Below are 18,340 nucleotides of genomic sequence, written 5' to 3'. Positions count from 1 at the left end.
ACCATGCCCGGAACCGACCCGCTTCTCCTCGACGAGATCTCCCTCCTCCTGGTGTGGACGGCGGTCGCCATCTACGTGCTGGCGTTCATCGCCTACGCCATCGACCTCGCGCGCCGCTCCGACCTCGCGCTGAAGGCGAAAGACGAGGTCGTCGCGCGCGAGCTCGTGACCGCGGGCGGCGGGGGAGTGATCTCCTCGGGCGCCGGGTCGTCGGCATCCGGACCCTCCACCGCCAAGCCCCGCTACCTGTGGGCCCGTCTCGGCACGGTGCTGACGGCGCTCGGGTTCGTCTTCCACCTCGTGGCGACCGTCCTGCGCGGGATCGCGGCCGAGCGCGTGCCGTGGTCGAACATGTACGAGTTCGCGATGACCGGCCTGCTGCTCATCATCGCGGTCTACCTCGCCGTGCTCACGCGCTACGACCTGCGCTTCCTCGGCTCGCTCATGACCGGCCTCGCCGTCCTGCTGCTCGGTGGCGCGACGCTGGCGTTCCACGTCGAGGTCGTGCCGCTGGCCGACCCGCTGAAGTCGGTCTGGCTCGTCGTGCACGTGTTCGTCGCGAGCCTGGCGACGGCGTTGTTCGCCCTCGCCTTCGGACTCTCGGTCGTGCAGCTGATCCAGACGCGTCGCGAGCGCAAGCTCGCCGAAGCCCCGGTGGATGCCGAACCGAAGCGCAGCTTCCTCCGCACGGTTCCGAACGCCGACGCCCTGGAGTCGCTGGCCTACCGCTTCGCGATCGTCGGGTTCATCTTCTGGACTTTCACCTTGATCGCCGGTTCCATCTGGGCGAATGACGCATGGGGCCGCTTCTGGGGCTTCGACACCAAGGAAGTCTGGACGTTCGTCATCTGGGTGCTCTACGCCGGATATATCCACGCTCGCGCGACCCGCGGCTGGCGCGGCACCCGCTCGGCGTGGCTGTCGATCATCGGCTTCACCGCGGTGCTGTTCAACTTCACCATCGTCAACGTGTTCTTCAAGGGCCTGCACGCCTACAGCGGCCTGACCACGTAAGGCGTGGCGCTGCGCAAGGGCCCGTCCGGCTGTCGCCGGGCGGGCCCTTCGCGTGGGTGGGCGGTGCGTGGGGGTGCCGCGGCGCGGGTGTGAGGTCTTCGATGCCCGGCGGGGCGTGATGCCCGGTGGCGAGTGGCGCGTGGCGCGTGGCGTCCGGCGCTGCGCGACGCCCCGCCCGGCGCGTGGCGCCCCGTCCGCGAGCGACGTTCGAGTGTCCAAGACATCCGGTCGATTGTGAAATTCGTCCGGGTGTTCTGGACACTCGAACGCGCTACGGGCGCCACCCGCGGGAGCGGAGGGCGCGAGCGACGGGGTCCACGACACCACTGACGGCATCGTGAAGGTGGTGGTCGACGACCCTGACCAGAAGCCATCCTTGTGCGGCGATGGCCGGCCAGCGGTCGGCATCCCGTCGAAATTGCGCTCGCTCCGCGTGCTGCCTCCCGTCGTACTCCACGGCCACCCGGTACTCGGGATAGGCGAGATCCAGGCGGGCGACGAAGCGTCCGTCCTCGTCACGAAGGTCGCGGTTCAGCTCGGGCTCCGGCAGACCGCCTCGAAGGAGGATGAGGCGAACAATCGTCTCCCTGGGCGACTCCGCCCCCGCCCGGAGGAGGGGCAGCGCTTCGCGTAGATCACGCACTCCGCGTCGGGCGAGGCGCCGGACCGCCTCTTCGAGGTCGGCGTTCTCGGCCAGCTCCCGCGTGAGGATGGCGTCGCCGACGGCGACCAGGTCATCGACGCGGTGCAGCGCACCCAGCTGTGCCCAGGTCTCGGCCGGGGTCGGTACGGGGAGACCGTGGCGAAGCGTCAGGTACTCGAGCGGTAGATCGAGGCGGTGCCCCCTCACTCCGCGTGTCCGAGGTTCTCGCGCCGGTGGACGAGCCGAGACGTGCAGGCTCGCCGAGGCGGGAGCGGGCAGAGGGAGGTCCCACAGGGCCGCCGCCGTCGTGTGGCTGAAGAACTGTGCTGAGGTCAGGCGGGGCTCATACGCACGGCACCGTGCCAGGACGTCTTCCGTCGCCGCATGCGCGCGAACTCGAACCCCGTGAAACGCGGCGCGAAGGTCTTGCGCGGTGAGGCGATCTCGGGGCACGTCCAGGCGGCGTGCTTCCTCCACGGTGAACGCGGGCCCCAGTTCTTCCGGGAGAGGCTGCCTTTTCATAGGTCGACCCCAGCGCACCGGGGTCGGCGGTGGCGTCGCCTTCACGGCATCCGTGGATCAGCTGCTCGATGACGGTGCTGGGGAAGAGCCCCTCAGCTCTGCCCGTTCCGGTGTCGCCCGCTGTGACGCCGGATCCAGTGTCCGAAACACACGGACGCTCGTGAAAATGTCCGGGTGTTTTGGACACTCGATGGTGGGGTGGCCGGCCCATGCGGCCGCGGCGCCGTGACGCCACGGCCCCGCGCTACCGCGGCCCCGCGCTACCGTGGCGCCACGGCCCCGCGCTACCGTGGCGCCACGGCCCGCGCTGTCGCGCTGCATGTCGGCCGTGAGTCGCGGGCGCGGCACCCCGCGGTTACGCCGGCTGGGCCGCGGCCTTCGCGGAGGTCGTGCGGCGACGTACCACGATCAACGTCGTCGCGATGAGCGACAGCACGGCCCAGACGACGAACCCGGCGACACCGGCCCCCACTCCGCCGGCCGACGACAGGGCGCCGAGCATCGCGTCGTAGGCGGGAGCCGTGGGCAGCAGGGATGCCGCGGCGGCCAGTGCGGGTGGCACGGTCGAGACGATGCTCGCGCCGAGCGCGAGCGCGCCGATCACCGCCGCGATCCACCGGCCCGCCCCGCCGAACACCGCGACCAGGGCCTGGTGCACGGCGGCGAAGGCGATGCTGGCTGCGACGCAGACGAGGGCGAAGAGCGCCCAGTCGCCCCAGTCGTAGTTCGACGCGATCTGCACGACGGCGGCCACCAGCAGTCCCTGGACGGCGCCGACGAGCGCCGCGGGGGCGAAGCCGCGCAGCGCGACGAGCGCCGAGGGACGCCGGCTGGTGAGCGCGCGGGCCGACACCGCCTGGAACGCCACGAACGACGCGAGCCCGCCGAACCACAGCACGGCCATGGCCAGCAGCGGCACCGCCGCGAGACCGAACAGCGAGTCGTCGGCTCCCGTCGCCGACACGGGGTCGGCCACGACGTCGGCGAGCGTGGTCGCCTGGCTGTCGGTGTAGGTCGGCAGCTGCGCGACGGCGGTGCCGAGTCCGTCGGCGAGCGACGAGGTGCCGGTCGCGACCTGGTCGACGCCGGTGGCCAGCTGCGCGGCCCCGTCTTCGGCTCCCGTCGCTCCGGATGCGAGCTGCGCGGCGCCGGAGCTGAGGGCGGCGGCCCCCGTGCCGAACTGCTTCGCGCCGTCCGCCAGCTGTGTCGCGCCTCCGGCGACGCCGTCGATTCCGCCCGCGATCGTGTCGATGCCCGTCGCGGCTTCGCGGGCACCACCGGCGAGGCCGGCGGCGCCGTCGGCGAGCTGCTGGTTGGCGTCGGCGATGGCGCGGATGCCGGCGGGAAGCTGCGCGGCTTGTCCGGCGAGGTCGCCGATGCGGGTGACGGTCTGCGTCGCCTGGGGCAGCGCGTCGTTCGCGGCGACCGCGGCGTCGCGTAGCGCCTGGCACTGCTCCTCAGTGCCGGTGCAGTCCTCGGCCGCCGTCTGCAGCGCCGCCGCGGCGTCGACGAGGGCCGTGTTGACCTGGGGCGCGGCATCCGCCAGCTTCTGGGCGTCGTCGGCGAAGCCCGGGGGGATCTGATCGGCGAGACCGTTGATCTGCGTCGCGAGCTGCTGATTCCCCGACGCGATGCCGTCGGCACCGGTCGCGAGCTTGTTCACACCCGCCGCGGCATCCCGTGTTCCGTTCGCCAGCGCCGTCGAGCCCGACGCGAGTTGGGTGGCGCCGTCGGCGAGCGGACCCGCGCCGGCCGCGAGCTGCGACGCCCCGTCGGCGAGGCTCGAGGCTCCGCTCGAGAGCTGCCCGAGGCCGTCGCGCAGGTCGCCCGCACCGGACGCGGCCTGCGACGCGCCGTCCGCCAGCTGGTGGGCGCCGCTCGCGGCGGAGCCGAGCTGGTCGCTCAGCGTCGTGAAGCCGAGGAAGACGTTCTTCAGATACTGCGATGACAGCTCGCCGCCGTAGACGCTGGTCGCGGTGGTGGCCAGCGCGGAGGTGATCGCCCCGTCGACGACGCGCGCATCGGGAGCCGTCTGCACGCCGATCGTCGCCTTGACGGGGGTTTCGCCCGGCCGGGTCGAGAGGGACGCGGCGGTGAAATTCTCGGGGATGGTCACGACGGCCGTGTACGTGCCGTCGGCGAGGCCGGCCGCCGCATCGTCATCGTTCGAGATGACCCAGTCGATGTTGCTCGGCTGATCGTCGGCGCCCTCGACGAGGCCGCCGGTGAGCTGCCGACCGAGGGGGACCAGCTGGCCGTTCAGCTCGACGGCCTTGTCGTCGTTGACGATCGCGGCCGTGATGTTCTCGAGCCGGTCGGTGGGGTTGTACAGCGCGCCCACCAGGATGCCGCCGATCACGGCGGGCAGCAGGAGCACGCCGATGAGGGTCAGCCAGGTGACGGGGCGGCGCGAGCGGGAGCGCTCGACGGGGAGAGTCATGCGAACACCTCGGAGAGATCGGCGAAGGTTTCGGGTGCGGAGCGGTGTCGACGCGGCGTCGGCAGTGGCAGGGATGCCACGTCCGGTCGGTGCGCTTCGGACAGCAGGGCGAGAGCGCGGCGTTCGTCGCGGGCCGAGACGACGAGCGTGAACGGCGACGCGGCGTCGCCCGACCGCTCACGCGCTTCGAGGGCCGCGCGGCGGAGCACCTGCGCGACGTCGTCGCGGGCGTCGTCGTCGAGGCGGTCGATGTCGGAGACGACGACGATGCGCGTCCCGCGCGCGGCGGCCTGCGCCACGTCGGCCTCTGCCGTCGACGGGTCGTCGAGCAGGGCGACACCGACGCGGGCGCGCACGGCGCCGGCGCGTTCGGGCACCAGCAGGCCGTCGACGCGCAGCTTGCCCTCGATCTTCGACAGGCGACCGGCCAGGGCGAGCAGGAGGGTGCGCGTGGTGCGGGTCTCGCCGGTCACGAGCAGCGTCCCGCCGTAGCCGAGGCGCAGCGAGACGTCGCGGAACAGCGGCTCGTCGGCATCCGAGGAAACGGAGGTCCGCAGGTCGTCGGCGGCGATCGCCATCGCGGGTTCCGCGGGCCAATCGGTGAGGTGCACCTCGCGCTCGACGGCCTCGCCCTCGACGTCGAGCTTGGGCAGGATGCGGTCGAGCCAGTGCGGCATCCACCAGGCCTTCGCCCCCAGGAGGGCGAGGATAGCCGGGACGAGGGTCATGCGCACGAGGAACGCATCGACCGCGACGCCGACCGCGAGGCCCAGGGCGATGGGCTTGAGGCTCGAGTCGCCCTCGGGCACGAACGCCACGAAGACGGCGAACATGATCACCGCGGCCGCCACGACGACACGGGCGGATGCCGAGAAGCCGCTGCGCACGGCACCGAGTGCCACGTCGCGGGGGGTGCGGCCGTCGCGCTTCGCGTGCACGTAGTCCTCGCGCATGCGCGAGACGAGGAAGACCTGGTAGTCCATGGCGAGGCCGAACAGCACGCCCATCACGACGATCGGCATGAAGCTGATGATCGGGCCGACCTTGGCCACGTGCAGGGCGTCGGCGAACCAGCCCCACTCGAACACCGCCGCGACGACGCCGAACGACGCGGCGACCGACAGCAGGTAGCCGCCCGCGGCGGTGAGGGGAACCCAGATGGAGCGGAAGACGATCATCAGCAGCACGAGTGAGAGGCCGACGACGAAGAGGCCGAAGGGAAGGAGCGCCGCTCCCAGCTGGTCGGAGATGTCGATCGTGACGGCGGTGTAGCCGGTGACGAGCAGGCGCACGCCGAATTCGTCGTAGAGACGGTCCTCCTGCGCGCGGAGTTCGCGCACGAGGTCGGCCGTGCGCGGGTCGTCGGGGGCGGTCTCGGGCACGATCTGCACGATGCCGGTGTCGGCGGTCTCGTTGGGGGTCGCCAGGGCCACTTCGGCGACCCCGGGGATCTTCGCGATCTCGTCGCCGATGTCGGTCATGAGGTTCAGCGGATCGTTCGAGGTCACGATCGTGCCGGTCATGATGAGCGGACCGTTCGCACCCGGCCCGAAGTACTCGTCGGTCAGCTCGTAGGCGACGCGCGCCTCATCGCCCTCGGGCAACTGGCCCGCGTTCGGCAGGGTCAGGGCCAGCGAGGCGGCGGGCACGGCGGTCACGCCGAGCAGCCCGATCACCGCGATGGTCGTGATCACCGGATGCCGGGTGACCAGGCCCACCCAGCGCTTGGCGGGGCCGTTCCGCTGGGCGCGCACGGCCGCCGTATCGGCTCGTCGCACACTCTCGGCGGCGGCCTCTTCGGCGGCGGCGGCGTCGTCTTCGGCCGTGGCCGTGCGGGAGCGCTTCTTCGGACGCTTGTACCCCCAGCCGACCACGCGATCACCGGCGAAGCCGAGGAAGGCCGGTGTGAGGGTCAGCCCGACGCACACCGCGATGGCGACCGCCACGGACGCGGCGATGCCCATGGTCGTCAGGAACGGGATGCCGGCGAAGCCCAGCCCGATGAGGGCGATCAGCACCGTGATCCCGGCGAACACCACGGCCGAGCCGGCGGTGCCGACCGCGCGGGCCGTGGACTCCTCGGGGTCCATGCCGGCCCTGGTCTGATCCTGATGTCGCGACACGATGAAGAGCGCGTAGTCGATGCCGACCGCCAGTCCCAGCATCACCGCCAGCAGAGGGGTCGTCGAGGACACCGTGGCGAAACCGGTTGCGATGAAGATGAGCGCGATCGAGAGCGCGACGCCCAGGATCGCCGTGGCCAACGGCATCCCGGCCACCAGGAACGAGCGGAACGTGACCATCAGCACGAGCGCCGCGATGAGCACGCCGAGGGCTTCGGTGAGGGAGGCGCCGGGGATCTCGGTGGCGAAGAGCTGCCCGCCGAGCACGGCCTGCGACCCCGAGGGAAGGGCCTCGCCGAGCGCGCTCGCGGCCTCGCGCAGGCCGTCTTCGGTGGCCTGCGGCACCTCGGTGGCCTCGCCCGAGAACTGGATGCGGACGATGGCTGCTCGTTCGTCGTCGGAGATGCCGCCCGAGATGCGGGTGTCGTAGGGGTCGGTCACGGCTTCGACGAAGTCGAGGTCGCCGATGTTGGTCGAGGTCTTCTGCACCGCATCCTGATACGCCGGGTCGGTGACCTTCGCTCCGTCGGCGGACACCACGATGATCTCGGCGCTCGCGCCGCTCACCTGCGGGAAGGTGCGCCCGAGCATCTCGAGACCCGCCTGCGACTCCGTGCCGGGGATGGTGAAGGTGTTGTCGGTGCCTTTGGCGAAGAGGGCGACACCACCACCGGCGAGCACGAGGACGAGCAGCCAGGCCGTGAGGACGCGCCACGGGTGGCGGAACGACCAACGCCCGAGGGTGTACAGGAATGTCGACACGGTGACTCCCACGATCGGTGAACGGGTCGATACATCACCGTATCGGATACATCAATGTATCGTAGTCCGGGAAGGCGGCATCGAACCTGGATTTCGCCCGAGAACGAGAGGCCCCGGATGACCGATTCCGCGCCCGCGACGACGCGCCGTCGCGAGAACACGCGCATCCGTCTCATGGATGCCGCTGCCGAGATGTTCGCCGAGGTTGGCATCGACGCCGCGTCCGTCGAGGCCGTCTGCGAGCGCGCGGGCTTCACCCGCGGGGCCTTCTACTCCAACTTCGGATCGAAGGAGGAACTCTTCCTCGCCCTGTGCGCACGATCCGCGGAGACCACGATCGCGGCCGTACGCGAGCGCGTCACCTCGATCGAGAGCCGCGGCCTCGAAGACGCCGGAGACGTGCTGCAGCTCGTGCAGGAGGTGCTCGAGGCCACCGGCGAGGATCGACTGGACGTCCTCCTGGGTGCGGAGACCCGCTTGCAGGCCCTGCGCAATCCGGGTTTCGCCGAGGCCTACCTCGCGCTCAACCAGGGGCTCGGCGAGAGCGTGACCCAGCTCGTCCGCGACATCGCCGACGCCCGAGGGCTCGCCCTGAGAGTGCCCGCCGACGTCGCGACCGATCTGCTCCTGTCGGTGTGGATCACGACGTCCGAGACGGCGCTGCTCACCCGTCAGGCGCCGTCGGAGTCGCGGTCCGGCCTCGCCGAGAGGCTGTCGCAGGTGGTCGGCCTCATCCTCGAGTGAGCAGGTCGTAGCAGCGGCCGAGGCGCGCCAGCCACCAGTCGCGCCGCTCATCGTCGGCGGTCACGCGGTCGAGGTCGGCGCCGGTCGGATGCGGCCGCTCGAGAGACAGCACGCCGCCTCGGGCCACGAGGGGGGATGCCACGACGTCGGTCGTGAACAGCGATGCGGTGCCGAGTCCGCAGTCGTAAGGCAGCTCGGGGAGGGATGCCGCGAGGGCGGCGCCCATCGACAGGCCGATCGATGTGTCGAGGGCACTGGAGACGACGACGGGGAGACCCGCCTGGCGCACGATCTCGCGCGCCGCGTGCACGCCGCCGAGGGGCTGCGCCTTGATGACGAGAAGGTCGGCGGCGCCGCTGCGCGCGACCAGGAGCGGATCAGCGGCCTTGCGGACGCTCTCGTCGGCGGCGATCGGGATGTCGAGGTAGGCGATGCGCTCCCGCAGCTGCGCGAGCTCGTCGATCTCGGCGCAGGGCTGCTCGACGTACTCCAGGTCGAACGCGGCGAGGGCGTGCACGGCCCGCTCGGCCTCGTCGACGTTCCACGCCGCATTGGCGTCGATGCGCACACGCCCCTCGGGCCCCATGCTCTCGCGCACCGCCCGCACCCGCGCGACGTCGTCGGCGAGGGTCTGCCCCGCCTCGGCGACCTTGACCTTGACCGTGCGGCATCCGTCGAACCGTTCCAGGATGCCGGGCACCTCACCGGCCGCGACGGCGGGCATCGTCGCGTTGACTCCGACGCCCTCGCGGACGGGAACCGGGGACGGCGACCACCCGTAGTCGACGGCTGCGGCGAGCCAGGTCGCGGCCTCGGCGTCGTCGTACTCCACGAAGGGCGAGAACTCCGTCCAGCCCTCCGGACCCTCGAACACGACCGCTTCGCGGACCAGGATGCCGCGGAACCGGGCGGCGAGAGGGAGCGAGACCACCCGCGCGGTGTTGAGGATGTCGGCGAGCGAGGGGAGGGCGACGGTGCTCATGGCCCTCATCATCGCGCTCAGCGGTGATTCGGGGCCGGCGGCCCGCCGGGCAGGAACTTCTGCCGCTCGTCACTGTAGGACGACGACAGATCGCGCTGGTGGTCGAGGGACTCCATCGCCCCCTCGAACTCCGCGCGCGTGCGGCGTGGGCCGAACAGGTAGTCGCGCAGTCGCGCGAGCGTCGATATCTTCTTCGTCATGATGACTCCGATCGTCGGGAACCCGCCACGCTACGTGCCGTCGGCCCTGCGGTCCACCCGTCCCCCCGTCCGGGCGCGGGCATAGGCTGACGCCATGCTCTTCGACACCCCCGTCCGGCTCGGCGTCCAGATCCAGCCGCAGCACGTGCAGTATTCCGACATCCGCGACGCCGTCCTCCGCCTGGAGGAGATGGGTGTCGACGTCCTCTTCAACTGGGACCACTTCTTCCCGCTCTACGGCGACGCCGACGGCGAGCACTTCGAGGCGTGGACGATGCTCGCCGCCTGGGCCGAGCAGACCGAGCGCGTCGAGTTCGGCGCCCTGGTGAACTGCAACAGCTACCGCAACGCCGATCTGCAGGCCGACATGGCGCGCACCGTCGATCACATCAGCAAGAAGGGCGGCGACACCGGCCGCTTCATCTTCGGCACCGGCTCCGGCTGGTTCCAGCGCGACTACGACGAGTACGGCTACGAATTCGGCACCGCGGGCTCGCGCCTCAACGCTCTCGCGAGCGACCTCGACCGCATCGCCGACCGGTGGGGCAAGCTCAACCCCGCGCCCACCCGCGAGATCCCCGTCATGATCGGCGGCAAGGGCGAACAGAAGACGTTGCGCATGGTCGCCCGCCACGCCCACATCTGGCACAGCTTCGTCACGCCTGACGAGCTGCCGCACAAGTTCGAGGTCATCGGAAAATGGGCCGAGACCGAGCAGCGCGACCTGTCGGATCTCGTCGTGTCGAACGAGTTGAAGGATCGCGACGAGGACGTCGCCGACGCGCTGTTCGACGCGGGCACGCGTCTGTTCACGCTCGGCTTCTCGGGCCCGGAGTGGGATTACTCGCTCGTCGAGCGCTGGCTGCGCTGGCGCGACGCGAAGAACGCGTGAGAGAGGGCGTCCCGGTTCGAACGGGGCGCCTCGAACGCCGCAGCGGCGCCCCGGATCCCCGGTGCGCCGCTGCGGCGTTCACGGCGTGAACTGCGCGCCGCCGGAGGTCCCCGTCCAGTTCTTCACGGCTGTGCCGGCGTAAAACGCCGTCTCGCTCTGATGGTTCATCGAACGCCGCGCGTCCTCGGACGCCTCGTGCGAGGGCGCGCCCAGGAAGTACTCCCGGATGCGGCCCGGTATCGACACCTTCTTCGTCATGATGACTCCGATCGTCGGGGTGCCCAGGCTACGGCGCTTCCCCGGGGCCGTCCACAGGCTGGTGTCCACCGGCCGCTGCGGGGGCCCCGCGCGTAGGCTGAACGGGTGACCGTCTCCGAGCTGTTCGACCCCGCGGAATGGACCCCGGCGCCCGGCGCCGAGGACTACACCGACATCACCTCCCACGTCACGCACGACGGTCGCGTCGCGCGCATCGCGTTCGACCGCCCCGAGGTGCGCAACGCCTTCCGCCCGCACACCGTCGACGAGTTGTACCGCGCCCTCGACATCGCGCGTCAGGATCACCGCATCGGTGTGGTGCTCCTCACCGGCAACGGCCCGAGTGCCAAGGACGGCGGCTGGGCCTTCTGCTCGGGCGGTGACCAGCGCATCCGCGGGCGCGACGGCTACAAGTACTCGCACGAGGAGCACGTCGTGCACGACCCGGGTCGTGCCGGCCGTCTGCACATCCTCGAGGTGCAGCGTCTCATCCGCTTCATGCCCAAGGTCGTCATCGCGGTGGTGCCCGGATGGGCGGCCGGCGGCGGCCACTCGCTCAACGTCGTCTGCGACCTGTCGATCGCGAGTGCCGAGCACGCCCGCTTCAAGCAGACGGATGCCGATGTGGGCTCGTTCGACGCCGGTTACGGGTCGGCCTACTTCGCGCGCCAGATCGGACAGAAGTTCGCGCGCGAGATCTTCTTCCTCGCCGAGGAGTACTCCGCCCAGCGCGCCTACGAGATGGGGGCGGTCAACCGGGTCGTCCCGCACGCCGAGCTCGAGCGCGAGGCGCTGTCGATGGCCCGCACGATCCTCACGAAGTCGCCCACCGCGATTCGCATGCTCAAGTACGCGTTCAACGCGGTCGACGACGGGCTTGTGGGTCAGCAGCTGTTCGCGGGCGAGGCGACGCGTCTCGCGTACGGCACCGACGAGGCCGTCGAGGGCCGCGACTCGTTCCTCGAGAAGCGCGCCCCCGACTGGTCCGACGTGCCGTGGCACTACTGATCGCCGGGACCCGCGCGTGAGACTGGAGCCGCCGGCATCCACGGATCCGCGCGACGTGCTGCGCGCGCTGCGCGCGGCGGTCGTCGGGGCGGGTCCGGCCGTCGCCCTCGGCGGGGGAGACTTGCCCGGCGAGGTGCCGCCCGGAACCGCCGTCGTCGTGACGACGTCGGGATCGACCGGCGTGCCGAAGTCGGTCGTGATCAGTCGTAACGCCCTCATCGCGAGCGCTTACGCCACGGCCGCGCGCATCGGGGAGGGGGCGTGGTTGCTCGCGGTGCCGGCGACCTACGTCGCGGGGGTGCAGGTGCTCGTGCGCGCCCTGCTGGCCGATCGCGAGCCCGCGGTCGTCGCCGGGCCCTTCCGCCCCGAGCCGTTCGCGGCGGCGGCGCGCGGGATGGCGTCGCACGAGAACGGCTCCCGGGTTCCGACGTACACGTCACTCGTGCCTGCGCAGCTCCAGCGACTGTTGGATGCCGCGGACGCCGATGCGACCGTGGCCGAGGCGCTGCGCTCGTTCGAAGCGATCCTGATCGGCGGCCAGGCGCTCGCCCCGTCGGTGGCCGCGCGAGCGGAGACGCTCGGCGCCCGCATCGTCCGCACGTACGGGTCGAGCGAGACGAGCGGGGGCTGCGTCTACGACGGCGTGCCGCTCGACGGGGTCGGGATGGCGATCGTCGACGGCGAGGTGCGCCTGTCCGGGCCCACCCTCGCGGAGGGGTATCTCGGCGACCCCGAGCGGACGGCATCCGTCTTCCCGGTCGACGCCCACGGAACCCGCTGGTACCGCACGGGAGACGGCGGCGAGCTTGTCGACGGTGTGCTGCGCGTGACCGGGCGCCTCGACAACGTCATCGTCTCGGGTGGGGTGAATGTCTCGCTCGATCGGGTGGAAGCCGCCGTGCGGGGCATCGCCGGTCTGGAGTCGGCCGTGGTCGTGCCGATCCCGGATGCCGACTGGGGGCAGGGGTCAGCCGTCGTCGTGCCCGGGCGTCGTTCGACCGACGAGCCCGCCCTGCTCGAGCGCGTCCGCGCGGAAGTCGGCGCCGCCGTGGGGTCTCCCGCTCGGCCGGCGCGGGTGGTCGCCGTCGACGACGTCCCGACGCTGTCGTCCGGCAAGCCCGACCGTGCGGCTCTGCGCGCACTGCTCGCGCACGACCCGCGGGCATAGGATTGCCCTCCGTGGCAGCACCCTCCCGCAAGCGTTCGCACCCCGCCCAGAAGCGTCGTCCCGGCGGCAACCCGCAGAAGACGAAAGCCGGCGCCCCGCAGGCCGTCGCCCCGGCGACCGCGAGCGACTGGATCGCGGCCGCTCGCCTGCGCACGCTGCCGTTGGCGATCACCCCCGTGCTCATCGGAACGGGAGCGGCGACGCTCGTCGACGAGCAGCTCCACGGGGTGATGGCGCTCGCCTGCCTCGCGGTGGCGTTCGCCCTGCAGATCGGCGTCAATTACGCCAACGACTACTCCGACGGCATCCGCGGGACCGACGACGTGCGCGTCGGCCCGGGGCGCCTCACGGGTGGGCGCAAGGCGAAGCCGCGCACGGTGCTCATCGTCGCCCTCGCGTTCTTCGCTCTCGCCGCGGTGATCGGCCTCGCGCTGGTCGTTCGCACGGGGCAGTGGTGGCTCCTCGCCGTCGGCGCGGTCTGCATCGTCGCCGCGTGGTTCTACACCGGAGGGAAGCGTCCCTACGGCTACAACGCCATGGGCGAGGTGTTCGTCTTCGTGTTCTTCGGTCTGGTAGCGACGCTCGGCACGACGTGGCTGCAGGTGCAGGCGCTGCCGCAGGAGGCGTGGTTCGGCGCGGTGGCCGCGGGTCTGCTCGCCTGCGCCGTGCTCCTGGCCAACAACCTGCGCGACATCGACCAGGACCGCCTCGCGGGCAAGCGCACGCTGTCGGTGCTGATCGGTCGGCGCTCCACCCAGGTGCTGTTCACGCTCTTCGTGCTCGTGCCGTTCGCCATCGCCGTGTTCCTGGCATTCGTCTACCCGATCGCATGGCTCACCCTGATCGCGCTGCTCGGAGGCCTGGCCGCGATCCTCATCGTGTGGACGTACCGGACGCCCCGCGAGCTCATCACGGCGCTGCAGGTGACGAGCTTCACGTCCGTGGCGTACGGCGCGCTGCTGTTCTGGGCCTTCGCGGGCTGAGGCCACGCCGGCTCGGAGTCGAACGCCGGTGAGCGGAGGAAACGGATCCCGAGGTCGACGCCCGCGATCCGCTTCCCTGCACCGCCCGTCGGGGCGGCTCCGCCCCGACGGGTTCACGAGGTGGTGGTGACCAGGAACATCGTGTAGGAAGACTGGCTGCTCTCCGCCAGCCGAGCGACGGTTCTCCCGGCCGGAAGGCTGATCGCCTTGGGGGTGAGCTGCGAGGTCGTCGTCCCGTCGCCGAGCTGACCGTAGGCGTTCCATCCCCACCCGCGGACGGAACCGTCCGACAGGAGGGCGAATCCGGAGGAATTGAGCGCCGTGATGGCCGAAACGCCCGACGTCAGACTGGAAACGGCGACGAGGGACGGGTTCGCCGACGGCGACGTGGTGCCGTTGCCCATCTCGCCGTCGGCGTCGTTCCAGCCGCAGCTGAGGACGGAGCCATCCGACCGCAGAACGATGAGGTTGACCGCCTGTGTGACGACCTGCGTGGCGGAGCCGGTCAGGCTGTTCACCAGGACGTCGGTCTCCCGTTCCGTCGTCGTCCCGTCTCCGAGCTGACCGAAGGCGTTCCATCCCCAGGCGCGAACGGTGCCGTCGGTCATCCGGGCGTAGCCCGAGTAGAGCCCGCCGACGACGTCCGCCACCCCGGAGGTGAGCCCGCCGACCTGACGGGGTGTCGTCCCCGGCCACGAGGACGACGGCTCCCCGGTCCCGGCCACGTGATTCTGGTTCGACCCCCACACCTTCACCGATCCGTCACCGAGGACGGCGAACCCCGCCGTGTTCGATCGGGCGATGCGGATGACGCCGGACAGGCCGGCCTGCTGTTTCGGCGAGCTGGTGGTGTCGTACGGATCGGAACCCCATCTCATCACCGTTCCGTCGCTTCGCAACGCTGCGACGGACTGATCGCCGACGACGATCTGGGTCACGCCCGACAGTCCCGGGACCTGCGCCCACGTCGCGCGATCGGTCGTGGTGCCGTCGCCGAGCTGCCCCTGGCTGTTCGATCCCTTCGTCCACACGGTCCCGTTCTCGAGCAGCGCGGCGGCGAACACCGCGCTGTCCGTCGAGCCGCCGCTGATCTGCGCCACGGGGGACGGGAACACGAGCTCCGCCTGGGTGGGGGTGGAGGAGTAACCCCGGCCGAACGCGAGCACGTTCGCTCCGAGGACGGTGAAGGCCTTCGACTGGGTGAGACCGACCGTGGAAGCCGTGATGGTCGTCGCGGAGCCGGGGGTGGCCCACGTGTCGTTCAGATCGACCGTCGTGGTGGCGACGCCCCCCGCGTTCGTCGTCGCCGTGGCGGGGGTGAACGTCGCCGTCGACGAGCCCGAGAAGCTCACGGCTTGACCGACGATCGGCGACCCGTTGGCGTCGACGAGGGTCGCGCTCACCTGCGCACCGCCGGCGGCCGGCAACTGATCGTTCTGAGACGAGAGACTCAGTACACGGGTGGCGGAGGCAGCGAAAGCGGGCGTCGCGACGCTCATCGTCACGGCCGGTACGGACCAGGCGGCCGTGGTCATGAGGGTACGGCGCCGAACGGCGCCGGGGGTGTGCGGGGCGGGATCGGAGGGACGAGGCACAGCGGAGGAGTCCATGAGAGGTCCGTTCTTGATGCGAGGGCCGGGAACATGCATGCTCTCGCCGAGAGGACGCACAACCCGAGGGGAACACCGCATGACACACAGGCCCGGCCGGTGGTCCGGCGCACCTTATGGGTGAAAGACGGAGGGCGGGGTGCGCGAAGGCACATGGGAGCGCGCGCATCGCGAGGAATGTTTACGTGTCACCTGGGGTCTCACCCGAGGAAGAGACCGGCTCACCACGACAACGCTCATGCCGCGCCCGGCGGCGCGGCGGGTCAGCCCGCGGAGGGGCGCTGGTCGCGGTCGACGTCTGCGCGTGTGGCATCCACCACCGCGTCTTCGGCGTCGGCGTCGGAGTCCGCGCCCGAACGGCGGCCGGCGTCGGCGCGCTGTGCGCGGCGTTCGGCGAGGCCGCCCGTGACGTTCTCGAGGGGCCGGCGCAGGAAGAGCAGCGACAGGCTGAAGCCGATGAGGGCCGCGAAGATCGCCGCGAGCCACGGCAGTTCCTGGAACACCGGGAACAGCAGCAGGATGCCGAGGGGCACGAGGAAGGCGAGCAATCGCAGCACCGTGTAGACGAGGGCCGAACGTGCACGCATTGCTTCATTCTACGGCGGTGCCCCTCCGGCCGATCCCGGGTCGTTCGACAGTGGGGCATGAGGACGGCGGCTCCGGGCCCTCGTCCAGCCGACGCACGTAGAATCGGTCCATGGCACGGCTGCTTCTCATCCTGGCGCTCGTGGCGGTCCTGTTCTGGGTCTACACGATCGTCGACTGCGCTGTGCAACCCCCGTCCCGGCATCGCGGGGTGAGCAAACCGGCCTGGATGGCCATCGTCATCCTTCTGCCGGTGCTCGGCGGCATCCTGTGGTTCGCGATCGGTCGCGGCCGTGCGAGCCAGACCGTCGTGCGTCGTGCCCCCGACGACGACCCCGAGTTCCTCGGGCGCATGACCGCCTCGGCGCGCGCCGAGCAGGACGAGCGCATCCGTCGTCTCGAGGAAGAGCTTGCTCGCCTCGACTCCGACGCCGACGATCCGCGCCCGCCGAAGAAGACCGCGGATCCCGGGGCCACCCCGGGCGACGCCGCACCCGGCAAGGGCGCACCCGGCACGGGCGCACCCGGCACGGGCGACGACGACACGCGCGGTCAGCGCGGCGCCGTCGGCTGAGCCGCCGTGACCTCGCCCAACGCGCGGGCCGCTGCGCCCGCCACCGACGCTGCCGCCGCCCTGCTCGCGGGCCTCGTGTCCCGCGGGGTGCGCCACATCGTGGTCAGCCCGGGCTCGCGCTCGCAGGCCCTCGCCCTCGTCGCCGCCGAGCTCGAGCGCGCGGGTCTCGTCGAGTTGCACGTGCGCATCGACGAACGCGTGGCCGGCTTCACCGCCCTCGGCATCGCGCGGGAGACCGGGATGCCGGCGGTCGTCGTCTGCACCTCGGGCACGGCCGTGGCCAATCTCGTGCCCGCGGCCCTCGAAGCGCACCACGCCGGAGTGCCGCTGCTGCTGCTGACGGCGGATCGTCCGCCGGAGCTGCGCGGGGTCGGTGCGAACCAGACGACGCGGCAGCCGGGCCTGTTCCGCTCGGCGACCCGGTACGAAGCCGATCTCGCGGTTCCCGAGGCCGTCGATGACACCGGCGCGGGGGAGCAGTCCGCGGCCCTCGACCTCGTCGCAGCCGAAGCTCTGGCGGCCTCCCTCGGCGAGGGCGCCCGGGCGGCCGGTCCCGTGCATCTGAACGTCCCCTTCCGCGAGCCCCTCGCGGGCGCCGCACCGTCTTGGCTCGCCGCCCGGGCGGCATCCCGGGCCGTCGAAGCAACCGCGGCCGACGACGCCGACGTGTCGGGAGCGCTGTACCAGGGCGGCGGGGGCATCGGCGTCGCCGACGTCGCCCCTGACACCGAAGCGGCGCACGTCGTGACCTGTGGTCCGCGCACGATCGTCGTGGCCGGAGCCGACGCCGGCCCCGCCGCGGAGCAGTTCGCCCACGACGGCGGATTCCCGCTGGTGGCCGAGATCGTCAGCGGCGCACGCTTCGGGCGGCAGGTGGTCCACGGTTACCGGGCCCTGCTGAACGACCCCGCCCTCGGCGGTCGCATCGAGCGGGTCGTCGTCTTCGGCCGCCCCACCCTCAGCCGCGAGGTCACCCGACTGCTCATGCGCGACGACGTCGAGGTGCTCGCGGTGCGCGGGCCGGGCGAGCCGGTGAATCTGAACGGTGCGACGGTCGCCGTCGACGCCGTGCGGTCGACGGGCGCCGCCGACCGGGCTTGGCTCGGCGAGTGGATGCGCGCGTCCCGCGATGCCGCGGTCGACCTGTCGCCGCCCGCCCCCGACGCGGACGGATTGGCATCCGCTGTTCCGCACGAACGGCTCGGCGCGATCAACGCCGAGGTCGGCGTGATGCGCGCCCCCGTCGACCGCGCCGCCCTCGTCGACGCGCTGTGGCGGGCGACCTGGCCGCACGACCGCCTGGTGTTCGGATCGTCGCGCATCGTCCGGGTGGCCGATGAACTGCTCGGCGGCAAAAAGGTGCGCGTGCACTCCAACCGCGGACTCGCCGGCATCGACGGCACGATCGCGACCGCCACGGGCGTCGCGCTGGCCAGCCAGGTCGACGAACGTCCGGGCGTCACGCGGTTGCTGCTGGGCGACCTCGCCTTCCTGCACGACATGGGCGCGCTGCTCCTCCCACCCGGGGAGCCGGAACCGCGCCTGCAGGTCGTCGTCGGCAACGACGGCGGTGGCACGATCTTCGACGGCCTCGAGGTGGCATCCGTCGCCGGCGATGACGCCATGACCCGTGTGCAATACACCCCGCAGGCGGCGCGGCTCGAGCAGCTCGCTCTCGCCTTCGGCTGGGAGTACCACCGCTGCACCACCCGCGTCGCGCTCGACCAGGTTCTCACGGCGTCGACGGGCGGTCGGCAGTTGATCGAGGTGCCCCTCCCGCGGTGAGCGACCGGTCGCGGTACACCCGCGTTTGTGGGAACCCGAGGGCGCCG

General features: G+C 71.5%; 16 protein-coding genes. 8 read left to right on the top strand and 8 right to left on the bottom strand.

The window, feature by feature from the left end:
* The first annotated feature begins 3 nt into the window (after positions 1-3).
* Positions 4-1,014: a c-type cytochrome biogenesis protein CcsB gene (ccsB, locus tag B0B15_RS14840; RefSeq protein ID WP_076677376.1), complete on the top strand. Its 1,011-nt coding sequence runs from the start codon at positions 4-6 to the stop codon at positions 1,012-1,014.
* Positions 1,015-1,285: 271 nt separating this feature from the next.
* Here the strand turns inward: ccsB and B0B15_RS16565 are convergent, their stop codons facing one another.
* The 3 genes from B0B15_RS16565 to B0B15_RS14825 form a co-directional block, all read right to left on the bottom strand.
* On the bottom strand, positions 1,286-1,864 hold the full coding sequence (locus B0B15_RS16565; RefSeq protein ID WP_176776642.1) for a DUF559 domain-containing protein: 579 nt from the start codon (positions 1,862-1,864) through the stop codon (positions 1,286-1,288).
* A 670-nt stretch (positions 1,865-2,534) separates the two neighbouring features.
* Positions 2,535-4,619: a YhgE/Pip domain-containing protein gene (locus tag B0B15_RS14830; protein WP_076677374.1), complete on the bottom strand. Its 2,085-nt coding sequence runs from the start codon at positions 4,617-4,619 to the stop codon at positions 2,535-2,537.
* The gene (locus tag B0B15_RS14825; protein WP_076677736.1) at positions 4,616-7,504 is read right to left on the bottom strand and encodes an MMPL family transporter; all 2,889 of its coding nucleotides are present in this window, start codon (positions 7,502-7,504) and stop codon (positions 4,616-4,618) included. The genes B0B15_RS14830 and B0B15_RS14825 overlap by 4 nt, the downstream gene beginning before the upstream one ends.
* 117 nt (positions 7,505-7,621) lie before the next feature.
* On the opposite strand from B0B15_RS14825, the gene B0B15_RS14820 reads away from it, so the two are divergent.
* Positions 7,622-8,248 (top strand): TetR/AcrR family transcriptional regulator, encoded by a 627-nt coding sequence (locus B0B15_RS14820; protein WP_076677372.1) that lies wholly within the window; start codon positions 7,622-7,624, stop codon positions 8,246-8,248.
* Here B0B15_RS14820 and B0B15_RS14815 read toward each other — a convergent pair.
* Positions 8,235-9,230, bottom strand: a complete 996-nt coding sequence (locus B0B15_RS14815) for an o-succinylbenzoate synthase (protein ID WP_076677370.1) — start codon at positions 9,228-9,230, stop codon at positions 8,235-8,237. The two genes, B0B15_RS14820 and B0B15_RS14815, sit on opposite strands and share 14 nt — an antisense overlap.
* 17 nt (positions 9,231-9,247) lie before the next feature.
* Complete coding sequence (locus tag B0B15_RS14810) at positions 9,248-9,430, bottom strand: hypothetical protein (RefSeq protein WP_076677368.1); 183 nt, start codon at positions 9,428-9,430, stop codon at positions 9,248-9,250.
* 94 nt (positions 9,431-9,524) lie between these two features.
* Between B0B15_RS14810 and B0B15_RS14805 the strand changes: the two genes are divergently transcribed.
* Positions 9,525-10,322 carry an LLM class F420-dependent oxidoreductase gene (locus tag B0B15_RS14805; protein ID WP_076677366.1) on the top strand — a complete coding sequence of 266 codons (798 nt, stop codon included), beginning with the start codon at positions 9,525-9,527 and terminating at the stop codon, positions 10,320-10,322.
* Between the two features lie 78 nt (positions 10,323-10,400).
* Here B0B15_RS14805 and B0B15_RS16320 read toward each other — a convergent pair whose 3' ends face one another.
* Entirely contained in the window at positions 10,401-10,580 is a 180-nt protein-coding gene (locus tag B0B15_RS16320) for a hypothetical protein (protein WP_091366504.1), read from the bottom strand.
* A 105-nt stretch (positions 10,581-10,685) separates the two neighbouring features.
* Between B0B15_RS16320 and B0B15_RS14800 the strand changes: the two genes are divergently transcribed.
* From B0B15_RS14800 to B0B15_RS14790, 3 genes are read left to right on the top strand one after another with little or no spacing between them, the layout of a single operon-like run.
* Positions 10,686-11,588, top strand: a complete 903-nt coding sequence (locus B0B15_RS14800) for a 1,4-dihydroxy-2-naphthoyl-CoA synthase (protein WP_076677364.1) — start codon at positions 10,686-10,688, stop codon at positions 11,586-11,588.
* A gap of 16 nt (positions 11,589-11,604) precedes the next feature.
* Positions 11,605-12,756 carry an AMP-binding protein gene (locus B0B15_RS14795; protein ID WP_076677362.1) on the top strand — a complete coding sequence of 384 codons (1,152 nt, stop codon included), beginning with the start codon at positions 11,605-11,607 and terminating at the stop codon, positions 12,754-12,756.
* An 11-nt stretch (positions 12,757-12,767) separates the two neighbouring features.
* A complete protein-coding gene (locus B0B15_RS14790) occupies positions 12,768-13,739 on the top strand; it encodes a 1,4-dihydroxy-2-naphthoate polyprenyltransferase (protein ID WP_076677360.1) in 972 nt (323 codons plus the stop codon).
* A gap of 113 nt (positions 13,740-13,852) precedes the next feature.
* Here B0B15_RS14790 and B0B15_RS14785 read toward each other — a convergent pair whose 3' ends face one another.
* Both B0B15_RS14785 and B0B15_RS14780 read right to left on the bottom strand, forming a co-directional pair.
* The gene (locus tag B0B15_RS14785; protein WP_076677358.1) at positions 13,853-15,274 is read right to left on the bottom strand and encodes an RCC1 domain-containing protein; all 1,422 of its coding nucleotides are present in this window, start codon (positions 15,272-15,274) and stop codon (positions 13,853-13,855) included.
* A gap of 338 nt (positions 15,275-15,612) precedes the next feature.
* Entirely contained in the window at positions 15,613-15,936 is a 324-nt protein-coding gene (locus B0B15_RS14780) for a DUF4229 domain-containing protein (RefSeq protein WP_076677356.1), read from the bottom strand.
* Positions 15,937-16,046: 110 nt separating this feature from the next.
* Between B0B15_RS14780 and B0B15_RS14775 the strand changes: the two genes are divergently transcribed.
* Both B0B15_RS14775 and menD read left to right on the top strand, forming a co-directional pair.
* The gene (locus tag B0B15_RS14775) at positions 16,047-16,508 is read left to right on the top strand and encodes a PLD nuclease N-terminal domain-containing protein (RefSeq protein WP_076677354.1); all 462 of its coding nucleotides are present in this window, start codon (positions 16,047-16,049) and stop codon (positions 16,506-16,508) included.
* Between the two features lie 6 nt (positions 16,509-16,514).
* Entirely contained in the window at positions 16,515-18,293 is a 1,779-nt protein-coding gene (menD, locus tag B0B15_RS14770) for a 2-succinyl-5-enolpyruvyl-6-hydroxy-3-cyclohexene-1-carboxylic-acid synthase (protein WP_076677352.1), read from the top strand.
* Positions 18,294-18,340 lie beyond the last annotated feature (47 nt).

Origin of the sequence: Microbacterium sp. RU1D, assembly GCF_900156435.1 — a bacterium.
Classification (GTDB): domain Bacteria; phylum Actinomycetota; class Actinomycetes; order Actinomycetales; family Microbacteriaceae; genus Microbacterium.
This window is presented reverse-complemented; position numbering and strand designations above follow the sequence as displayed.